Raw genomic sequence first — 21,466 nt, 5'->3', positions numbered from 1 at the left:
ACGAAAATTGCTTTTCAAATTTTTGTGAATTTCGGCTTATTTCCGAAGGAGTTGCTTCTGCTCCCACCGTTTATTCGGAGTTAGAGTCTGTGGCAAAACTGATTTTTAGTTTTGTCCCACGCTCTATTTTTTTACAGCAATACTTCATTAAATTTCCACTAAATCATCTCTTCCCTTCGTCTTTTCATGTAAAATATGCTATGATTAGCTCGTTACACCCTAAATTAAAAAAATAAGGAGTTGTCACCATGACAAGATCTTCTCATCGTAAAAAATCAACGCACATTGGCTTATTGTCTGCTCTCGGTGTGATCCTCGTATTGATCAGCTTTTATACCTATCGCAGTACATATTATACAAAACATTTTTTGCCTAATACTGAGATCAATTCGATCAACGTAAGTAATCTTACTGTTGACGAAGCAAATGATAAATTGAAGGATTCTTATTCTAATAAAAAGCTTGCTATTGAAGAGAATGGCAAAGTTTGGCAAGAAGTTGCAAAATCAGAACTCGGCTACAAAGATGACTTTTCTTCTGAGTTGACGCCTCTTTTGGAAAAACAAAATGCTTGGTCTTGGGGAATGACTTATGTCTCCGCTGCTGACAATCAAGAAATCGATCCATTAGATACAAATCACCAAAAATTAGATGCAACGATCGAACAGTTAACTTCTGAATTGACGAACTTAAATAAAGACCGCAAACCTACTCAGGACGCGACGATCGAAAAATCAGGTGATGCGTTCACGATCAAACCGGAAGTCAACGGTGACACAATCGATGTAGAAGCTGCTGTCAAAGAAGTCAAAAATGCTGTGAATACTGGAAAAAATGAAATCAATTTAGCCGATTTCCATGCAAAGCCAAAAGTAACGGCTAAAGACCAAAGTTTGGCGGATCAGCTAAATGCGATGAATAAAATCGCTGCTGTCAAAGGAACCTATACGATCAACGGTGACACGTTCCAGATCCCAACTACTGACATCGCTAGTTGGTTGACTTATACAGATGGGAAAATCGGTCTTGATACAGCTCAAGTCAGACAATATGTAACAGATTTAGGAACAAAATATAACACAAGCACCAATGATACGAAGTTCAAAAGTACAAAACGTGGTGAAGTGACTGTACCAGCTGGAACCTATAGTTGGACGATCACAACCGATGCTGAAACTGAAGCTCTTGAAAAAGCAATTTTAGCTGGGAAAGATTTCACTCGCTCACCACTTGTTCAAGGAAGTACGACGGCTGACCATAAGTTAGTTGATACCACATATATCGAAGTTGATTTACAGAACCAACATATGTGGTACTACAAAGATGGAAAAGTTGCTCTTGAAACTGATATCGTTTCCGGTAAGCCAATCACACCTACGCCAACCGGGGTCTTCTATGTTTGGAATAAAGAAGAAAATGCTACACTAAAAGGAACGAATGACGATGGCACCCCTTACGCTAGTCCAGTAAGTTATTGGATGCCCGTAGATTGGACTGGTGTAGGAATCCACGATTCCGATTGGCAACCTGCCTATGGTGGAGAACTATGGAAAACCCGCGGATCTCACGGCTGTATCAACACACCACCAAATGTTATGAGTCAACTATTTGGCATGGTAGAAAAAGGCACCCCTGTCGTGATCTTCTAGACAACTTGCTTTTAGTTTAGCAGTTTGGCGATAGAAAAAAATAAAGTTCAACTCCTAAAGTCACGTCACAGAATCTGTGTACGTGACTTTTTTTGACTTTATTTTTCTTTGGATGAAAAATAGTCGACCTCTTTTCATTTTTATAGTGGATTACTTATTAGATACGTTATAGGTACAAAAAATTTTTTAGCCAGAAATTTATGGAACTTCACTCTATTCAAACCATGTTACTCTTTAACTATATTATTAGGAGGATGTAACTATGATGGAGCAAAAAACAGTAGGAAACAAAACGAAGCAAATTTACGAAAGAAAGGCATAAGTGAAGCAACCAACTTAAAAAGTCTTAAGGAACTTATCGCTGGAGAACCTATAAAAAATTACATGAAAAATGAAAAACCAGATATCGAACGCTATAAAGCCGCAGTATATAAAATTTCAGATGACCTTACTACAAAAGAAAATAAGCTACATCAAATCAGTAAAGAATTAGAAGGTTCTCAAGATTCTAGAAAAGAAAAAATTACCGACAAGGAAAAACTTCAGGAAAAAGTAGCGACTACAAAAGAAGATATTCAAACGATCAAAGAAAAAATAGCAAAAAGAGAAAAAAGTTTTTTACATAAATTATTTAAAGGCCCTTATAATACTTTAACAAAGGAACTTCATTTAGAAGAAAAAAATTTACATTCAAACCAACTTATGATTGAAGCCTTATCAACCGAAATTAAAATAGCTGACAAATCAATTCTACATCTTGAAAAAGTGGTCAAAACCTTAAAAAAAGAAATAAACCAAATGAAAGAAGATATCTCTGGAGCAAGCAACATACTGGATAAGAAAACAAAAGAATTACATAGTGGAGTAGACCAAGTCAAAACTGCTCGTAAAATTGCTGCAAAATACCCCCAAGTAAAACGCAACGCTCAGCCCGCTAGATCCGGCCGTTGATAGACATTACCAAAGATGACCATGATGCAAAACCACAAAAAGAGAATGAGACAAAAGTAAGAAACACTTTTGTCTCATTCCCTAAAAACGAATAAACGGTGGGAGCAGAAGCAACTCCTTCTTAAATAAGCCGAAATTCACAAAAATTTGAAAAGCAATTTCCGTTAATTTCTTCTTATTTCTCGGAGTTAAACACTTCTATCCCATCCTCTAACTATCAAAGAAATAATGATTACAGGTTCATCGCTTTTTATTCACCTTCAACAGAAGTAAACACCTCAGATACATCATCGTCATCCTCTAATTTTTCAATTAGATTCTCTAACTTTTGACGTTGTTCTTCAGTCAAAACAACTGTAGTTTTTGGGATCATTGTTAGTTCCGCCTGAGTAAGCGTAAATGTTTCTTCTAGTTGATCTCGTACACTGGCAAAATCTTCAGGTGCTGTATAGATCTCAAAAACTTCTGGTGAGATCTGCAAATCCTCTCCACCAACTTCCAAGACCTTCTCTAACATAGCATCTTCATCAATCGTCAGTCCGGCGCGTTCAATAGCAAGATACCCCTTACGATCGAATAAATAGCCCACAGAACCTGTTTCTCCCAATGAACCACCATTACGGGTGAAAGCTACTCGCACATTTGTCGCTGTTCGGTTTCGATTATCCGTCAAAGCATGGACTAAAATCGCTACGCCACCCGGCCCATACCCTTCATATGTCACTTCATCATAATTCGCTTCATCAGCGGTAGTTGTTGCTTTTTTAATGGCCCGATCGACGTTGTCATTCGGCATGTTTGCGGCTTTCGCCTTGTCCACAACTAAACGTAAAGCTGGATTCATCGCCGGGTCAGGTCCACCTGCTTTAGCTGCCATATAAATTTCTCGAGAAATTTTTTGGAATATTTTTCCTCGCTTCGCATCTTGGGCATTCTTTCTTCCTTGGATATTATGCCATTTACTATGTCCTGACATGTTGACTCCTCCTTCTTACTAGTCATGTACTCTTATTCTAGTCTTTCTCCCTGAAAATTCAAAGTCTAAGCCACAAGTTTTGCTTATTTTTTCCTAAAGAAGCCAATAACAAGACAGATCACAATTGCAGTTAAGGCTCCCATAGAATCAAGCATCACATCTTGGAACATTGGCGAACGGCCACCAGTAATCATTTGATGGAATTCATCTAGACCTGCATAGCCGGTTGCTGAAAGCCAAGCTAAAATAGCTGTCAATCCCCATAACTTCAATTTAGGATATACACCTAAAAACAAGCTACCACCTAAAATAAAATAAGTACCAAAGTGTGCCCCTTTGCGAATAAAAAACTCAACAAATTTACTGTAGCCTAAATGATCGATGCTAACGATACTTCCACCGTAAGTAAAGCTTATCCCACTCCATGCAGCTTTAAACGGTTGATTTGGCAACCATTCATCGATTCTTGAAACTTGTGACTGCTGTCCATAAGTCTGTGAGGAGCTATAAAACAGGACAAGCACGATCAACAGTGCAATCACTAGATAAAAGTTGCCATTCTTCATTTGCTTTTTGATTGAATTCATAAGTCACCTCTGTCATTTATCATAGCTCTTTTTTTTACAAACAACAATTTTTTTCTAAAGACTTAAACAGTAAAATAATGATATACTAATGATTGTATTATAAAACGAAGGGAGTTTTTTCATGACTTATTCACTAAACTGGGATTTAGACTCGATTTTTGCTGGAGGCAGCGATTCCGAGGCACTAAACGCACGATTAGAACAACTAGAAGCACAGATTCAAGAATTTTACACACAAACCAGCCAATGGCATTTTTCCGCAAATTCTAACAATGGATTAGTGGCACTATTAAAATTGCAAGAGACTGTGACAAATGGTTTTTCTCAATGTAATAGCTACATCACCGCTTTACTGTCTGCAAACGTCAAAGATTCTAAAGCAAAAATTTTATCAGCAAAATTATACTCATTTTTACCTCGTTGGCAATCTGCTGAAACTATTTTATCGAATAAATTTGCAGAAATATCTGACAATAATTGGCAAGAATTGCTACAATCAGCTGAAATTGCTCCTATTGCCTTTCGCATGAACGAAATTAGAAGAGATGGCGATCGTTTACTTTCTGAATCTGAAGAAACAATCATCAATACACTTTCATTAGACGGCTTGAATGCTTGGAGCAGCCATTACGATACAATCGTTGGAACAGTTGTGATCCCATTTGAAGAAGATGGCAAGATAACACAATTATCTGCTGGACAAGCCTTTAACAAAATGATGGGTGATCCTGATCCTCTTGTCCGCGAAAAATTATTCATCGCATGGGAAGAAGCTTGGCAGGAAAAAGCACCATTACTAACAGATACTTTGAACCATTTAGACGGCTTCCGCTTATCGACTTACAAACTTCATGATATGACGGATTACTTACAAAAACCATTGGAGTACAATCGCCTGAAAAAAGAAACACTTGATGTGATGTGGGCAACAATTGAAAAGAACAAACAACCACTTGCGGACTATCTAACAAGAAAAGCGAACCTTTTCGGTAAAGAAAAAATGGAATGGCAAGACCAAGATGCTCCAATCATTTTGGGTGATCTAGAGGAAAAAACTTTTTCTTTTGACGAAGCAGCTGCATTCATCATTGAAAACTTTGAAAAATTCAGTCCTAAGATGGCCGTTTTTGCTAAATCAGCTTTTGAAAAGAGTTGGATCGAAGCAGAGGATCGTCCCGGCAAGCGCCCAGGAGGATACTGTACGGAACTTCCTGAAACACAAGAATCTAGAATCTTTATGACTTACAGTAATTCAATCAATGAAGTTTCAACACTGGCACATGAATTAGGCCATGCTTTCCACAGCAGCGTGATGTGGGATCTACCAACGTTGAATCGCGATTATGCAATGAACGTTGCTGAAACAGCTAGTACATTTGCTGAATTGATCGTAGCTGACGCAACTTTAAAAGCAGCGAAAACAAAAGAAGAAAAAATCAATCTGCTTGATACGAAATTGCAAAATGCCCTAGCTATGTTCATGAATATCCATTCTCGCTTCATTTTTGAAAATCACTTCTATACTGCCCGTCAAGCTGGATTAGTTTCAGAAGATGAAATCACAAAAATGATGGTGGAAGCACAAAAAGAAGGTTATCAAGATGCATTAGCTACTTATCATCCTTATTTCTGGGCAGCTAAATTACATTTCTTCATTGATGACGTACCTTTCTACAACTTCCCTTATACTTTTGGTTACTTGTTTAGTTTAGGTATCTATGCCTATGCAAATAAAAAGGGAACAAGTTTTGAACAAGAGTACATCAACTTGCTACGTGATACTGCTTCTATGACAACAGAAGAACTAGCACAAAAACATTTAGATGTCGATCTAACAAAACCAGATTTCTGGCAAGCAGGAATCGATATGGTCCTAGAAGATATCCAAGAATTTATGGACCTATCAGAAGAGTTTACAAAATAAGGACTTTATCACTTGAAACCAGATTAGCACTAGCAAATCTCTAAGAACAAGAAAGAACTTTCAAAAAAATCCGAACGGACTCTTTAAGAATGCCACTTATTTTTCCGAAGAGTTCCCTGCTAATCTTATCACTATTTTAAACGTAGAATATGAGATAAACGTATTGAGTCTATGATATTTAGCATGGAGGTTGGGACAGAAGTGTTTAACTCCGAGAAATAAGAAGAAATTAACGAAAATTGCTTTTCAAATTTTTGTGAATTTCGGCTTATTTCCGAAGGAGTTGCTTCTGCTCCCACCGTTTATTCGTTTTTAAAGCATGGGACAAAAGTGTTTTTTACTTTTGTCCCACAAGCATGCTAAATATCTTTTTTATAAAAAAGAATGCGGGACAAATCTAAAAATCAGTTTTGCTACAGATTCCCGAGTAAACGGTATCCAAAAGTCAGTTTTTTCGGAAATCTCAAAAAAAACGAGCAATACAAAAAGCGTATTGCTCATTTTTCTCTCCAATTTCTCAAACCTAAATGATTTTTGTCTCGATCTCTTCATGATTTAATTCAAAATAGCACTATCTAACAAAGAATCAAGAAACAAAGGTCCCCATCATTCCGAAAGTTCCCTCATTTTTATGCTATCACTCATTATTTGAATCAACGTTGATGATATGCATTGTAGAATTTGGAATCAAGTCATCAGTATGGTTTAGAAAATTAGGTTTTAAAGTAACTTTGCTTAATTCTGATTTTGAAAACCACGAGAATATGTTTGAATTCATCTCAAAAGTTTCAGTAGGTAATTCATTATTGGTATCAATAAGATATACAAACATAAATTCGTGGACTTTCTTACTATCGTATGTGTAAAAGTTCTCAACTACCCAAATCAATTGTTTTATTTCTATTGAAATATTTAATTCTTCGCCAAATTCTCTATGAATCGCTTTCTCAGTACTCTCCCCTAGTTTTACATTGCCACCAACCAACGCATAAAAATCGTCGTATTTCTTTTTATGCACCAATATCATCTCATCATTTATCAGAAAACCACAACTTCTCACCTTGATTGTAACGCCATTTAATGTATACGAAATATCTCTAGTTTCCACACATTACACCTCCAATTCATGTTAATAATTCTAGTCATACCAGTTGGCTAAAAAATTATTTTTATTTCAAACAGTTTTTCATGTATGCTTTCTTTGACAGTTTCTATTGGTCCACATTCTATCTCAATTTTATACTTGAGTCAATTTCATCATTTTGGAGTAGTGGCGTACTGACCTAACGTATCAACCTGCAGATTAACGTTTGACAGTTTCTAAGGAAAATCAGTCAGCAAAGGAAAGACCCTTTCAAACAAACCTAGCACTAGTGACTCCCTAGAGATAAGAAACAACTATTAAAAAACATCTGTAATCTTTAAGAGTATGACTTATCTTTTCAAAGAGATTTCTTCTATTGCTATCGTTGTTTTAAACTTAGCGCATGAGATAAATCAGCACCTTTATTTCATGCGCTTTTTGGTGTATAAAATCCACAACAAAAAAAGAGTTAATCTATTTTCATAGACTAACTCTTTATCAATTCTTACATACTTACTGCAAAATCAGGTGCAAACCATTGAACTGAGCCAACTTTAACACTTTCACCTGGTTGAGGTGCGTGGATATATTGTCCGCCACCTAAAGCAATTGCTACGTGGTAAGTTCCACCAGGTGAACCCCAGAATAGCAAATCTCCAGCTTTTGCTTGAGAAACTGAGATTTTAGCTCCAGCATTTTCTTGAGGAACTGTCCAACCACCGATGTCACGGCCAGTTACTTGTTTGTAAACATAGCTTGTGAAACCAGAACAGTCAAAACCGCTTGGATCTTTACCGCCCCAAACATAAGGAACACCGATGTATTTGTAAGCTTCTGCTACGATAGCAGAACCATTTACACTACCAGAAGGTGTTGAAGGTGTTGTAGGAGGTGTAACAACAGTACCTGTGTTGTTTGGTGTACCGCCATTGCCAGTTGAACCATTGTTAGATGTTGCCGGTGTTGATGGTGTAGTTGGCGTAGCTGGTGTTGTTTCTTGTGTTGAAGATTCAGGAACTGTTGTACTTTCTGTTACTGATGAATCAGTAGTAGAAGACTCAGTTGATGAATTTTCAGTTGTTGAAGTTGAAGATTCTGGAACTGTTGATTCTTCAGTTGTTGATGAAGACCCAGGAGTCACTACTGCACTTGAGCTTGAGCTTGAAGATTGTGCAGATGATGATGAGTTTTCAGTTGTTGAAGATTGAACAGTTGATGAATTTTCAGTTGTTGAAGCAGAAGACGCAGCTTGTGATTGTGCAGCTTGTGCAGCGGCTTGTTCACGTGCTTCTTTTTCAGCTTTTTCTTGTGCAGCTTGTTGACGCGCTTGTTCTGCTAAACGAGCTTGTTCACGGATACGTGCTTGCTCTGCTTCAGCTTCTGCTTTCTTACGGTTCAAGTCAGCTTTTTTATCTTCTGCAGTTGCTTGTTCAGCAGCTAATGAAGTTTTCAATACATTTAAATCAGCTTGTTTAGCTAATAGATCACCTTTTTGTGATTCTAAAGTAGCTTGGTTTGCTGATAATTCTTTTTGTTTTGCTTCATTTTCAGCTTTTTTATCTTCTACAGCTTGTTTATCTTGTTTTTGTTGGTCTACTAAGTCTTGGTTCGCTTTGACGATAGATGTCATCGCTTGGATACGACCAACAGCATCAGCTAATGAATCAGCATTCAATACAGCGTCGATGTAGTTTGAACTTGTGTTTTTAACTTGTGTTTCACGTGCTTGTTTTTGGATTGTTGCTTCACGTTTTTCAATACGTTCTTGTAAATCTGCAATTTCTTTTTCTAATTGAGAAGATTCTTTACGTAATGTGTCTTGTTTAGTTAATAGATCTTGTGCTTTTGCGTTAATAGAAGAAACTTGTCCTTCTAATGCTTCGATTTGTGATTGTGCACTTGCTTGTTGATTTTGTAAATCCGCAATTTTTTGATCTTGTTGTTGTATCTGTGAATCAAAATCGTCCGCCGCGGCAGCGATCGGTGATCCTACGGCAGTTAAAGCGATTGAACTTAGCATTACTGCTGATATTAAACTTTTTTTCACTCTTCATTCCTCCGACTGGCTTAATTTAATAAATATCTAAATATATTTAAGTCTTTCTTAACGATAACAAAATTGTACCATAGCAGTATGTCAAGGAGATAATAGTTATGTTACAAAAACATTTCAAAATAAACTATTAACATGACAAAACTGTAAGTTACAAGTGTTATCTTAAAAAATATCAGAATATTTCAAAAAACAAGTATAAAAAAAGAAATTATTCATCACTGAATAATTTCTTAAAAGGAAAAACAAAGATAGCAAAAATGATCATATTCAACAATAAAGTCGGTCCTAAGTATCTCGTGATAAAATAGGTGTTATTTACAGAAACTAATTTGAAGATCAATTGGACAGCTAAAGTAAACAATTCATAGCTGGTAACAAAGATGATCGTACTAAAAAATTCTGTAAAGATATTGAAGTGGATCGCCGAACTCATTCCATACATGATAAATACCATTAGAGGGAGAGCAACTGCATAGATCCCGATCACCCCTATATAATACGCATCAAATATGGCTCCTATGATGATCGTCGTGATCAGTAGATAGCGTTTCGGGAATTTTTGGCTGCAAAACAATAAAGCTAAAATCAGAAAATGCGCACTAGCCATATAATCCCCTTTTGACCACTCAACGAACATTCGTGTCAAATGCCCATCAATCAACATCAATAGGAACAATACGATAGGCAGGTAGTATTTCATTGTCTCTTTTTTTAGCATCGGTTATTCCTCCACTAGCCTTTGTACGATCGTCACCACTGATATATCATACATACCGGCATAAGGTTTAACGTATACTTCTCGATCCAATCCAAAACTGTCCGGTTTCGTTTTGACCACTGTACCAATTGGCAGATCTGCTGGTGAGTTTCCGCCTAGTCCAGAAGTCTGTACTACGTCACCTTCTTTGATATTTGTATCGCCTGTCAGCTGAGTGACTACTAAAGCTTGTGTCTTTTCATCATAATTCTTCAACAACCCAAACGCCTCGCCACTAGAAGAAGAGACACGTACTGGAAAATGATTAGAGCTTTCATTGGATGAAGTCAGCAACTCAATTTTAGAAGAAGCATTGTTCACTTCGATCACACGACCGATCAGTCCTTTTTGAGACATGACCGCCATATCGACTTCAATACCATCTTTTGATCCTTTATCAACGATCAGCATATCTTGCCAAGTATCCGGTGAACGTGTAATGACATTTGCTGTTACTTTTTCGTAGCTAGCCAATGTCTGGTTCAATTCAAGTTCTTTTTTCAGTGCTTCGATTTCCTTTTGGTAATTTTTGTTTTTTAATGCTACTTCGTCATAACTGTCGATCTTTTCTTTAAGACGCTCATTTTCAGAATAAGTAGTAAACAGGTTATGGACAGAATCAACCCCATTTTCCACCCATCTTACAGGCGCTGAGATTGCACGATCAACGAATGATACACTGTCATTCACGATGGACTGGAAGAAATTAGGCTTTCCTTCATTCGCTCGTTGGGCAGCGGTCACACTTATTATCGTTACAACAATGATAACAATAACTAAGGTAATTATAATATTTTTATTAGGATTGAACTTCTTCACAAAGACACCTCGAATTAATTAGACTCTTACGCTCAATTTTATCACTAATCGAGGCGAAACAAAAGGTAAGACACCTCTCTTAAGCTTTTTTTTAGCAATTAATTTACCCTGTCATTTTTCCAATCACAGCGACTTGAACTAGCCTCAATCTCTACTTTGAATAACTGCTACAACTCCCTCTAAAAAGGAGAATTCAGCCGTATCTGAAATGAATTCATTACTGGCATAGGAAGTCGGCTGTAAAACATCGGTCGGTTCCAACTCATACTTGCTCTTTCTGATTGCTAACTGCTTAACAGGTGTCAAACAACAGTATGCAAGATATTTCATTTCAGGAAGTTGTGTAATGCTGTGCTCACCTGGCAAATAAAAAGTCAGATGATTTTGCCGGTCGCTTATGACCAATTGTTGTGCATGAGACTTGAAACGCGGCTCTAAAGGCAACCACAGATTGGCTAACAAATGATCGATCCGACCGCCAGTTGCCCCAATCAGCGTGATCGTTGCCTCAGGGTAAAGCATCAGCGTTTTCGACAAACCTAATTGCGTATCTGTATCATCCTTTTCCGCAGGAGCTTGGATCAGTTCTACGGCCGCCTTCTTTACATGCTCTTTTTCTTGAGGATCCAACGAATCAAAATCACCGATTGCAAGATCCAAAGGAAAATCATGTTGGATAAGATAAAGAGCCCCTCGATCAATCCCAATATACTGGTCATATTTTTCTTTCAATGCTGGCCACTCTTTAGGTGATCCTCCTGCTACCAACAAGATGTCCATCTTATTTCAACGCCTCTTTTAATTGCTCGATCTGTCCTACTGGATTTTCAGAATTATACACATATGAACCTGCAACAAAAATCTCCGCACCTGCATCTCGGCAGATCTTAGCCGTTTCTGGTACGATCCCGCCATCAACTTCAATGGTATAATGCCAATCGTTTTGTTGGCGTAACTCGGCTAATTCCGAAATCTTCTCTACCGTTTCCTCAATAAAGCTTTGTCCGCCAAAACCTGGGTTCACCGTCATAACCAAAACTTGGTCTGCAATGGATAAAACGTGTTTGATCATTGATACAGGTGTTCCTGGATTGATGACCACTCCTGCTTTGACACCTAGGTCCTTCGTCATTTGCAAGGCACGATGGATATGATGTGTGGCTTCGACATGCACTGTGATGATATCTGCACCTGCTTTAGCAAATGCCGGGATATAATTTTCCGGATCAACGATCATCAAATGGACATCTAATGGCAATTTTGTGATTGGACGAATCGCTTGGACGATATTCGGTCCAAATGTGATATTAGGGACAAATTGTCCGTCCATGACATCCACATGGATATAATCTGCTCCTCCTTTTTCAACTAATTCGATATCCCTTTGTAAATTAGCAAAGTCCGCGCTTAAGATAGATGGTGCTATTTTCATCAAGATTTCCTCCTATTTTCGTTTACCTTCTTTTTTTGAATACATTGGTTTACGATTTTCTACTTCTTGCAAGAACTGCAAATAATCATCATAACGTGTTTGCGCAATCTCGCCTGATTCTACACGTTTCTTGACTTCACACCCTGGTTCTTTGGCATGCATACACTCTCTAAAACGACAATGGTGCGCTGCTTCTACAAACTCAGGAAATTGTTTCGGTAGTTCCGTCGCTTCAATGGTCAAAAAATCGATTGAACTGAATCCTGGTGTATCCGCTACGAGACCATCATATAAAGGCAAAAGTTCTACATGCCTTGTCGTATGCTTTCCTCGACCTAATGAGTCAGAGATCTCACCAGTTTCCAAATTCAATTCTGGCGAAATCTGATTTAGCAATGTTGATTTTCCGGCACCAGATTGTCCCATAAAAACAGATAGCCGTTCTGGGAAATAACGCACCAATTCAGCTGTGTCATTTGGGTGTTTTGGCACAATCACCGGATACCCGATTTTTTCGTAGACTCGCTTGATTTCAGGAATTTTAGGATCATTGGGCGACAGGTCTGTTTTAGTCAGATAAATGACGGGCTCAATTGACTCATATTCTAACAACACTAAAAAACGATCCAATAAATTATAAGAAAAATTAGGTTCAACTAAACTAGTGACAACGATGCCTAGGTCAACATTGGTTACTGGGGGGCGCACCAATTGATTTTTACGAGGCATTACTTCTAGTAAATACCCATCTGTTTTGTTTTCACTTTCAAATATCACTTGGTCACCAACTAATGGGGTGATCTTTCGATTACGAAAATTCCCTCTTCCCCTTGTTTGATAGGTTTCACCGTCAGCATATACATAGTAGAATCCGCTGATTGCTTTTCTGATTTGTCCTTTGATGTTATGCCACCTCCATTTTTCCTTATTTTACCACAGGAAAGAAAAATCATGTGGGGTTCCTCTGATAAACTTCTGTAAATTAGAAAGAGGCTGAGATATGGAGATGTCTCAGCCTCTAAAACTAGATTGAGGTTGGGACAGAAGTGTTTAACTCCGAGAAATAGGAAGGAATTCACGAAAATTGCTTTTCAAATTTTTGTGAATTCCGGCTTATTTCCGAAGGAGTTGCTTCTGCTCCCACCGTTTATACGTTTTTAAAGAATGAGACAAAAGTGTTTCTTACTTTTGTCCCACGCTCTTTTGCAGATGGCTCTAACTATCGCTAGTTTCACTACTGCTTGTACTATTTTCCGTTGATGAACTTGAACTACTTGAACTTGAGCTACTTGAACTGCTTGAACTACTGTCAGATGATTCTTCTTTAGAACTTGAAGATGCAGGATCAGGTCCTTTTGAATATACCACATTGACAATTGTTCCCTTAGCGACTTTCGCCCCTACACCAGGAACAGTCCGGATCACTTTGTCCTTTTCCACTGTAGGAGAATATTCATACGTTTCATGTCCGATATACTCTGCACCAATCCCTGCTAAATAGCTTTGTGCATCGCTTTTCGTATAGCCTGAAATATCATCCAACGTCTTTGTATCAGGTCCTTGACTGACCCTAAAACTAATATACGTTTGTCCTGGTACGACTTCACCCGATTCTGGTGTTTGACTGATAATTGCACCACTTGGCACAGTATCACTAGGCTCATAACTAGTACCTATATTGCTAGCAATAAAACCTGTTGCAAGAAGTGAATTGAAGGCAGATTCATAAGGCTCACCTACATAGCTGCGTAGCGACACTGTTTCTGGCCCTTTACTTACCTTAAACGAAATCGTATCTGATTCTGGATCTACTTCTGAGCCTTTATCTGGCGTTTGAGAAATAATCTCTCCACTATCGACTTCATCGCTGAATTCTTCTTCTTTTTCAATCGAACTAGAAGAAAAACCAAGTTTTGTCAGCTTTTCTTTTGCCTCATCGTAGCTCATACCGGTATAATCATCTAATTTGATTTTTTTCTTCCCGCTACTTACGTAAAGAGTTACTTCTCGGTTTTGTTTGACCGTTGTTCCTGCTGCAGGATCTGTTTTGACTATATCGCCTTCTTCGATCTTGTCATCAGCGATCTCTTCTGTCTTGGTAGCTGCTACTAATTTGGCTTTCGTCAATGTTTCTCTTGCGGAAGCTTCCGATAATCCAGAGACGTCAGGAATGACAACTTCCCCTCGTCCGCCTGAAGCAAAGAAAATACTTGTACCGATCCCTAGTAAAGCTAAAATCACAAGTAGAATGATCCACCATTTTTTTCGTTTTTTTGTTTTTACATCTGGAAGAGCTTCATCTTCTGGAACGGAAGGTTGCTCCTCTGTTTTTTCTTTTGGTAGCGGCATGGATTTGAATGATTCTGGCATTGGTGTATCTTCTGTCAATGGTGTGAGTATTTTCGTTTCGTTATCCATGACTTGTGGTTGCCATTTTGGTTCATTTGCACGTGCCGGTGATAATGCTGTCGCAAGATCATCTGACATTTCTTCTGCTGTCTTATAGCGATCTGCTGGTTCTTTAGCCGTCGCCTTCAACACCACATTTTCTAAAGCTTGCGGTATTGCAGGATCTAAAGCTTTGATCGATGGCAATTCATCTTGAAAATGTTTCAACGCGATCGTTACCGCGGACTCACCATCAAATGGAACGCTACCTGTCAGTAATTCATAAAGAATGATCCCTAACGCGTAAATATCTGACTGCTTAGTGGCCATGCTTCCTCTCGCCTGTTCAGGAGATAAATAATGAACCGATCCAAGCATCGTATTCGTTTGCGTGATTGATGTTTCAGATAAAGCAATCGCAATCCCAAAGTCGGTGATCTTCACTACACCTTCATTATCGATCAATACATTTTGTGGCTTTAGATCTCGATGGATGATTTGATGACTGTGTGCTAAAGAAATCGCTGATAAAATCTGCTGCATGATGTTGACTACTGTTTCATATGGAACAGGATAATGTGTCTGGATATATCTTTTTAGATCCATTCCTTTCACATATTCCATCACCAAATACTGCATATCGTCCTCTTCGCCTACATCATAGACGCTGACGATATTCGGATGGACCAACTCAGTCGCAGCTAGTGCTTCACGCTGAAAGCGACGAATAGCTGTTTGGTCATTTTGAAAATCGAATCGTAATACTTTTACTGCTACATCACGGTCCAAGATCAAATCATGAGCTAAAAAGACATTTGCCATGCCTCCGCTACCGATATTTCCAGTGATTTGATATCGACCGTTCAGCTTTTTACCTAGTTCGATCATGCTGCGTCCTCCTTAAATTCGATTAGAAGAACGGTGATATTATCTGCTCCGCCTGCTTCATTTGCTTGATTGATAAGTTCCGTCACTTTATCAGACAATGTTCCTTCTTGATTAACGATCGTCTCGATCATTTCTTCCGACAACATATTGGTCAAACCATCTGAACACAATAAAAGACGATCTTTCAATTGCCAAATATATGTCGAAACATCAACTTCTACCGTTCCCGGCATACCAACCGAGCGAGTCAAAATATTTTTTCGAGGGTGATTGACAGCCATTTCTTCACTGATTTCCCCAGATTTTACGAGTTCATTCACCAAAGAGTGGTCTTCTGTCAGCTGAATGATCTTGCCATCACGAATGAGATACGCACGGCTATCGCCAACATGTGCAATCGTAAATCGTTCTTCAGATAAAGCTGCAGCCACTATAGTGGTTCCCATTCCATTGTACTCAGGTTGTTCTTGTCCTCTTTGATAAATAAGTGCATTTTCTTCTTGGATTGCTTGGATGAACCACTGAGCGATTTTTTCGTCGTCCGTTAAGTCTTGTTCTTCCCAAGCATTTCCTAAGTTCAGCACAGCCATCTGACTGGCAATATCTCCCGCACGATGGCCGCCCATTCCGTCAGCTAATATCGCTAGTTTGATTCCTTCTTGATTCGTGAACACACTAGCATAGTCTTGATTCGTATTACGTCGTCTTCCTACATCTGATTGATATTCAATCTGCATTCTTTCACCTCATTACTTTTTACGCAAACAACAAATGAAAAACCCATCTGTATAGAATTGATGTGGATATAAGGTCAACATTTTATCTTCGACTGATGATTGTAGCACAGGATCAATTAAAACATCAATCTTTTCAAAATCTGGATGCCGTTCTAGAAAAGCGGCAATTACTTCTTGGTTTTCTTCTTTCAAGATGGTGCATGTACTATATGTCAATATTCCAGAAGATTTTAACACAGTTGCACAACTTTCCAAAATCTCTAATTGGATTTTCGGAAGATTGGCTAGATCTTTGGCATTTTTTTTGTAGCGGATATCGGGTTTCCTTCTAAGTAAACCAAGGCCTGAACAAGGAGCATCTACTAAGATACGATCAAATTCTTGTGAAGAAAACTGCTCTTTAACTTCTCTCGCATCCATTGTCTGTGCATACACCGCAGATGATACTCCTAAGCGTTCAGCATTTTCCTCAATCAATTTTACTTTATGTTCGTGGACATCAAGAGCAGTCACTTCTCCGCCACAAGTCGGATCTAAAAAGGTAGCAATATGCGTTGTTTTCCCGCCAGGTGCTGCACAGGCATCTAAAACATGATGTTCGGGCTCGATTTGCATTGCTGGAGCAACCAACATAGAGCTCTCATCTTGGATCGTCATGACGCCATCGTGAAACAGCGAGCTAGATGCTAGATGCCCTTTTTCAGCGACTACTCCGTAAGGGCTGACTATACTTGCTGTAGCAGAGATATCTTCTGCTTGTAACGTCAAGATAGCTTGATCCCTTGCATATCTTCTCGTATCCACACGGCCACTCGCATGACTAGGCTGGTACAAAGAATACCCCAATTTTTCTGTTTCCTCATAACCCACTTGTTCAATCAATCGTTTCGTCAGCCATAGTGGCAAACTGATCATTGTCGCTAAACGCTCAACGGGGTCTTTAATTGCTTCAACATCTGGTTTTCCTTGTCGTTGGTAGCTTCGTAAGACTCCATTGACGAATTTTCCCGTACCAGGATTGCCTTTCGTCTTAGCGATTTCTACTGCCTCATTAAAAATGGCGTGGGCAGGTACTTTATCTAAAAATTCCAATTGATAGACAGATAAATAAAGCAACGTCTTGACCCAGTCATCCACTTTCTTTGCTTTGGCAATAAAAGGTGCAACATAAAATTCTAATAAACGTTGGCGGCTGATAGTCCCATAGACCAGCTCTGTAAAAAGGCCGATATCTTTCGAGTTCAAGTCGCTCTGTTTGATCATTTCATTCAGCAACAAGTTGGAATAAGCGCCGCCTTTATTGACTCTTTCAAGTGTTATCAGCGCCATGTAACGTACTGATTTTTTCATTTTTTTAGGTATCTTTGCCATTATTTCACCTGCTGTCCAATCTCTACATGCTGTCCGCTACCATTCAAGAATTCAGCAATTGCTTGTTTTCCTTTACCTGCTGGCTGTAACTCCTTGATAGCCAAAACTGTTCCTCCACCACAAGCGATCCAAAGATTTTTTTTGTCTTTTTGGATGATCGTTCCAGGTGCTTCAGTTGTTGTCTCATCAAGCACTTCCACAGATAAAAGCTTCCAACGTGTACCTTCATAGGTCGTGAATGCAACTGGCCAAGGACGCATGCCTCGTACTTGATTATCCACTTCTTCCGCTGTTTTATTCCAGTCAATGGCTTCTTGTTCGCGCGTAATGTTTGGTGAAAAAGTTACATTCGCTTCATCTTGAGGCTGCGGCTTTATTGTGCCGTTTAAAATATCAGGCAACGTTTTTAACAATAATGTTTTCCCTAAAACACTAAGTTTTTCAAACATCGTGCCGACATCATCTTGTTTTGTGATTGGCAAACTTTCTTGGGCATAGATGCCGCCAGCATCCATTTTTTTGATCATTTCCATGATCGTGACACCTGTTTCTTTCTCCCCATTTATAATCGAGTAATGTACAGGTGCTCCTCCTCGATATTTAGGCAATAATGAGGCATGGACATTGATAGCGCCAAATATAGGTGCTTGCAATAATTTTTCTGGTAAGAATTGGCCAAATGCAGCAGTAATGATGGCATCTGGTCGCAAAGCAATGATTTCTTCCATTTCCGCTGAGCCGGAGATTTTTTCTGGTTGAAGAACAGGTAGTCCATGTTTCACAGCTGCTTCTTTGACCGGGGAAGGCGTGATTATTTTTTTTCGCCCCACTGGTCTGTCTGGTTGGGTCACTACCGCTACCACTTCATATCCCTCTGCTAATAATCCTTCAAGGATCGGTACTGAAAAAGCAGGGGTACCCATAAATACTAGTTTAGTCATTCAGATGCTCCTCCATATAGTCTTCTAATTCTGCTTCTGGTATTTGTTCGATCATTTTCTCTACAAACAGTACACCATCTAAATGATCGATCTCATGCTGAAAAGCGCGTGCTAAGTAACCAAAAGCAGTCACTTCGATTTCTTCGCCTTCACGATCATAATAGCGTACAGTCACTTCATCAGCACGTTTGACTGTTCCGTATACATGTGGAATGCTTAAACAGCCTTCCACATCGATACTTTCACCTTTTGCTTCGATGATTTCTGGGTTGATCAGCTCAAACTTATCTCCTTCATCGACTTCAACAACCGCAATGCGTTTGTTTTTTCCTACTTGGGGTGCGGCAATACCGATACCATCATTGGCGACCATCGTTTCATAAAGATTATCTAATAGTGCAACCGTTTCATCTGTGATGACATCGATTGGCTGAGCTACTCGTTTCAATTTATCGTTGGGGTGGATCAATATAGGATAGCGCATGTCTGTACCTCTCTTAAATAAAATGTAGTGGTTCATTATCGATTGCAACAAATAATCCTTGACGTTGTTCTTTTTGGCTTTGATTCAAAATTTGATTTAACACATTTTCCAAATTAGGTTCGTGTTTGTACTTAATGATCAATTGATAGTAATAGCGGTTTTTCACACGGGAAACCGTGCTTGGTACTGGGCCTAGTAATAAACTTTTCGGGCCTAATGTCTGTTTCAACTGGTTGAAGATCTCAAATATTTTTTTTGCTGCCACTTGCTCTTCTTGGTGGCTCGTCGTGATCTTCACCGTAAAGTAATAAGGTGGATACCCGCTGCGGTGCCGCACATTCATTTCTTGCTGATAAAATCGTTCATAATTTTGTTCTTTTGCTAACTCGATGGCATAATGTTGCGGATTGAACGTTTGGATAATCACTTCACCCGCTTTTTCTGCCCGACCTGCTCGACCAGAAACCTGTGTCAACAACTGAAAAGTGTGTTCACTTGAACGGAAATCTGGAAGATTGAGCGAAGTGTCGGCATTGAGTACACCTACTAACGTCACATCTGGAAAGTCTAATCCTTTCGCAATCATCTGCGTTCCCAACAAAATGTCTGCTTCCTTCTGTCCAAATTTTTGCAGAATTCGTTCGTGTGCTCCTTTTTTCCTTGTTGTATCTACATCCATTCGCAAAATACGGGCGTGAGGATAAAGTTCTTGTAGCTCTTCTTCTACTTTCTGCGTTCCTGTTCCATAGTAACGGATCTTATTGCCACCACAATTTGGACAACGGTGCGGAATCGGTTCTTCATGGCCACAATAATGGCAACGCATCGAATGAGTGTCCATATGCAAAGTCAATGAGATATCACAGTTGGGACAAGGTAAGACAAACCCACAATCACGGCACATCACAAAGGAGGAGTAACCGCGACGGTTCAGTAATAACACCGTTTGTTCTTTTTTAGCCAATCGATCTTGTATTTTTTCTTGTAATTGACTAGAGAATGTCGATACATGATTTTTTTGCATCTCTTTTCGCATATCGACGATTTCGATCGATGGTAATTGCGCAGATGATTTTGCGCGTTGATTCAACCGCAACAATTCATATACCCCTTTTTGTGCACGAGCACGTGACTCTAGAGAAGGCGTTGCACTTCCTAGCACAACTGGGCAATGATGGTAATTTCCTCTCCAGATTGCTAGATCTCTCGCATGGTAACGTGGAGTCTCATCTTGCTTATAACTGGATTCATGTTCTTCATCGATAATGATCAATCCAATATTTTCTAACGGAGCAAATATAGCCGAACGGGCACCTACTACGACTTGTGCTTCATTTCGTTCAATCTTACGCCATTCATCATACTTCTCTCCTTGAGAAAGCCCGCTATGCAAAACAGCAACAGATTCACCAAACCGTCCCTTGAAGCGTTCGACCATCTGTGGGGTCAATGCGATCTCAGGCACAAGCATGATTGCGGTTTTCTTTTGAGACAAGACTTCAGCGATTGCCTGCAAGTACACTTCTGTTTTACCACTCCCAGTAATGCCTTCTAACAGAAAAGTCGGGCTACTCGTGCTTTTGCCTGCGTCAATGATCCGATCCACCGCATATTGTTGTTCCTCATTCAGTTTTAAAGCAGTTGTCTGATCAAAGGTACGATGTTTGTAAGGATCGCGGTAGCTCTCCACTTCTTCAAAGTGCAACCAGCCCTTTTCGTTTCCTTGGTTCAAAACAGCTGTGCTGATCCCTCTTTCTTTGAAATAAGAAACCGTTTCTGGTTGTGTTTGTTCCGCCAAGCAAAGCAACAATTCTTTTTGTTTCTTCGCATTTTGTCTCAATTTTCCCCATTCGCTGTCGATTTGTTCATTCGTTAAATCAGAGTGGACCATTCGGATCGTTTTCACTTTGTTTTTTGTGTGGACTTCATAGTTGATATCCACTAGTTTTTCTTGACGCCAGCGGATCAATTGCGACAAGATACCTTGTTCAGTTGCTTCTTTCCAAGAAATCTCTTCTCGCCCATTAAAAAGATCCAAGACGTCTTTTTGTGCGACCAGCGGATAAATTTGCTTTTCATACTCCGCTTTCATGACACTTGGAAGCATCGTTTGCAAACAAGTGATCTTGAATGCATACGTAATTGTCTTCATGTAATCCGCGAGTAGGAGTAATTCTTCATTCACAACCGGCGCTAAGTCTAGGATCTGGATGATTTTTTTTAATTCTTGCGTGTTGGTCCTATCCATTTTTTTTACCGTCATCACAAAACCTTGGACATGACGGTTCCCATTACCAAAGGGCACTTCCACGCGCATACCGATTTGGATAGCTTCTTCAAGTTCAGAAGGAACCTGATAAGTGAATGGTTGATCGGTTTGCATCGTTGGTACATCAACGATAACTTCAGCAGTTACTGTCAT

General features: G+C 39.2%; 18 protein-coding genes and 2 pseudogenes. 4 read left to right on the top strand and 16 right to left on the bottom strand.

Annotated elements, in window-relative coordinates; genetic code table 11:
* From FGQ66_RS15420 to FGQ66_RS09645, 3 genes and pseudogenes are all read left to right on the top strand, one after another.
* A pseudogene (locus tag FGQ66_RS15420) lies at nt 1-84 on the top strand (DUF3788 family protein); the annotation flags it as partial.
* Nucleotides 85-248: 164 nt separating this feature from the next.
* Nucleotides 249-1,649, top strand: coding sequence for a L,D-transpeptidase family protein (locus FGQ66_RS09650; protein WP_138302280.1), 1,401 nt, complete (start codon nt 249-251; stop codon nt 1,647-1,649).
* 384 nt (nt 1,650-2,033) lie between these two features.
* The gene (locus FGQ66_RS09645; RefSeq protein WP_230315267.1) at nt 2,034-2,600 is read left to right on the top strand and encodes a coiled-coil domain-containing protein; all 567 of its coding nucleotides are present in this window, start codon (nt 2,034-2,036) and stop codon (nt 2,598-2,600) included.
* An 81-nt stretch (nt 2,601-2,681) separates the two neighbouring features.
* Here the strand turns inward: FGQ66_RS09645 and FGQ66_RS15825 are convergent.
* From FGQ66_RS15825 to FGQ66_RS09635, 3 genes and pseudogenes are all read right to left on the bottom strand, one after another.
* A pseudogene (locus FGQ66_RS15825) lies at nt 2,682-2,798 on the bottom strand (DUF3788 family protein); the annotation flags it as partial.
* Between the two features lie 52 nt (nt 2,799-2,850).
* A complete protein-coding gene (locus FGQ66_RS09640; protein ID WP_138302278.1) occupies nt 2,851-3,576 on the bottom strand; it encodes a YebC/PmpR family DNA-binding transcriptional regulator in 726 nt (241 codons plus the stop codon).
* 83 nt (nt 3,577-3,659) lie between these two features.
* On the bottom strand, nt 3,660-4,163 hold the full coding sequence (locus FGQ66_RS09635) for a VanZ family protein (RefSeq protein ID WP_016177748.1): 504 nt from the start codon (nt 4,161-4,163) through the stop codon (nt 3,660-3,662).
* A 121-nt stretch (nt 4,164-4,284) separates the two neighbouring features.
* On the opposite strand from FGQ66_RS09635, the gene FGQ66_RS09630 reads away from it, so the two are divergent.
* Nucleotides 4,285-6,087: a M3 family oligoendopeptidase gene (locus tag FGQ66_RS09630; protein ID WP_005875165.1), complete on the top strand. Its 1,803-nt coding sequence runs from the start codon at nt 4,285-4,287 to the stop codon at nt 6,085-6,087.
* A 637-nt stretch (nt 6,088-6,724) separates the two neighbouring features.
* Here the strand turns inward: FGQ66_RS09630 and FGQ66_RS09625 are convergent.
* The 13 genes from FGQ66_RS09625 to priA all read right to left on the bottom strand — a co-directional run bounded on the left by FGQ66_RS09625 (nt 6,725) and on the right by priA (nt 21,466).
* Complete coding sequence (locus FGQ66_RS09625; RefSeq protein ID WP_138302277.1) at nt 6,725-7,195, bottom strand: NUDIX hydrolase; 471 nt, start codon at nt 7,193-7,195, stop codon at nt 6,725-6,727.
* A gap of 481 nt (nt 7,196-7,676) precedes the next feature.
* Nucleotides 7,677-9,218 (bottom strand): C40 family peptidase, encoded by a 1,542-nt coding sequence (locus FGQ66_RS09620; protein WP_053108604.1) that lies wholly within the window; start codon nt 9,216-9,218, stop codon nt 7,677-7,679.
* Nucleotides 9,219-9,435: 217 nt separating this feature from the next.
* On the bottom strand, nt 9,436-9,945 hold the full coding sequence (mreD, locus tag FGQ66_RS09615) for a rod shape-determining protein MreD (RefSeq protein WP_005875162.1): 510 nt from the start codon (nt 9,943-9,945) through the stop codon (nt 9,436-9,438).
* Nucleotides 9,946-9,948: 3 nt separating this feature from the next.
* Nucleotides 9,949-10,803, bottom strand: coding sequence for a rod shape-determining protein MreC (mreC, locus tag FGQ66_RS09610; protein ID WP_138302276.1), 855 nt, complete (start codon nt 10,801-10,803; stop codon nt 9,949-9,951).
* A gap of 144 nt (nt 10,804-10,947) precedes the next feature.
* Complete coding sequence (locus FGQ66_RS09605; protein WP_113846344.1) at nt 10,948-11,583, bottom strand: thiamine diphosphokinase; 636 nt, start codon at nt 11,581-11,583, stop codon at nt 10,948-10,950.
* A gap of 1 nt (nt 11,584) precedes the next feature.
* Nucleotides 11,585-12,235 carry a ribulose-phosphate 3-epimerase gene (gene rpe / locus FGQ66_RS09600; protein ID WP_113846345.1) on the bottom strand — a complete coding sequence of 217 codons (651 nt, stop codon included), beginning with the start codon at nt 12,233-12,235 and terminating at the stop codon, nt 11,585-11,587.
* A 12-nt stretch (nt 12,236-12,247) separates the two neighbouring features.
* Nucleotides 12,248-13,138, bottom strand: coding sequence for a ribosome small subunit-dependent GTPase A (gene rsgA, locus FGQ66_RS09595; RefSeq protein WP_113846346.1), 891 nt, complete (start codon nt 13,136-13,138; stop codon nt 12,248-12,250).
* 312 nt (nt 13,139-13,450) lie between these two features.
* Nucleotides 13,451-15,511: a Stk1 family PASTA domain-containing Ser/Thr kinase gene (pknB, locus tag FGQ66_RS09590; RefSeq protein WP_081135036.1), complete on the bottom strand. Its 2,061-nt coding sequence runs from the start codon at nt 15,509-15,511 to the stop codon at nt 13,451-13,453.
* Nucleotides 15,508-16,248: a Stp1/IreP family PP2C-type Ser/Thr phosphatase gene (locus FGQ66_RS09585; RefSeq protein ID WP_005875151.1), complete on the bottom strand. Its 741-nt coding sequence runs from the start codon at nt 16,246-16,248 to the stop codon at nt 15,508-15,510. The genes pknB and FGQ66_RS09585 overlap by 4 nt, the downstream gene beginning before the upstream one ends.
* Nucleotides 16,249-16,260: 12 nt before the next feature.
* Nucleotides 16,261-17,619: a 16S rRNA (cytosine(967)-C(5))-methyltransferase RsmB gene (gene rsmB, locus FGQ66_RS09580; RefSeq protein ID WP_113846347.1), complete on the bottom strand. Its 1,359-nt coding sequence runs from the start codon at nt 17,617-17,619 to the stop codon at nt 16,261-16,263.
* Nucleotides 17,619-18,560: a methionyl-tRNA formyltransferase gene (gene fmt / locus FGQ66_RS09575; RefSeq protein WP_081135031.1), complete on the bottom strand. Its 942-nt coding sequence runs from the start codon at nt 18,558-18,560 to the stop codon at nt 17,619-17,621. The genes rsmB and fmt overlap by 1 nt, the downstream gene beginning before the upstream one ends.
* A complete protein-coding gene (gene def / locus FGQ66_RS09570; RefSeq protein ID WP_005875145.1) occupies nt 18,553-19,044 on the bottom strand; it encodes a peptide deformylase in 492 nt (163 codons plus the stop codon). The genes fmt and def overlap by 8 nt, the downstream gene beginning before the upstream one ends.
* Before the next feature lie 13 nt (nt 19,045-19,057).
* Nucleotides 19,058-21,466: a primosomal protein N' gene (priA, locus tag FGQ66_RS09565; RefSeq protein ID WP_138302275.1), complete on the bottom strand. Its 2,409-nt coding sequence runs from the start codon at nt 21,464-21,466 to the stop codon at nt 19,058-19,060.

The sequence above is a fragment of the Enterococcus sp. BSD2780061688st2 D3 genome, from assembly GCF_005844145.1.
Classification (GTDB): Bacteria; Bacillota; Bacilli; order Lactobacillales; family Enterococcaceae; genus Enterococcus_B; species Enterococcus_B durans.
Note: the sequence above shows the minus strand (reverse complement) of the source record. Positions and strands in the feature narration are given on the sequence as shown.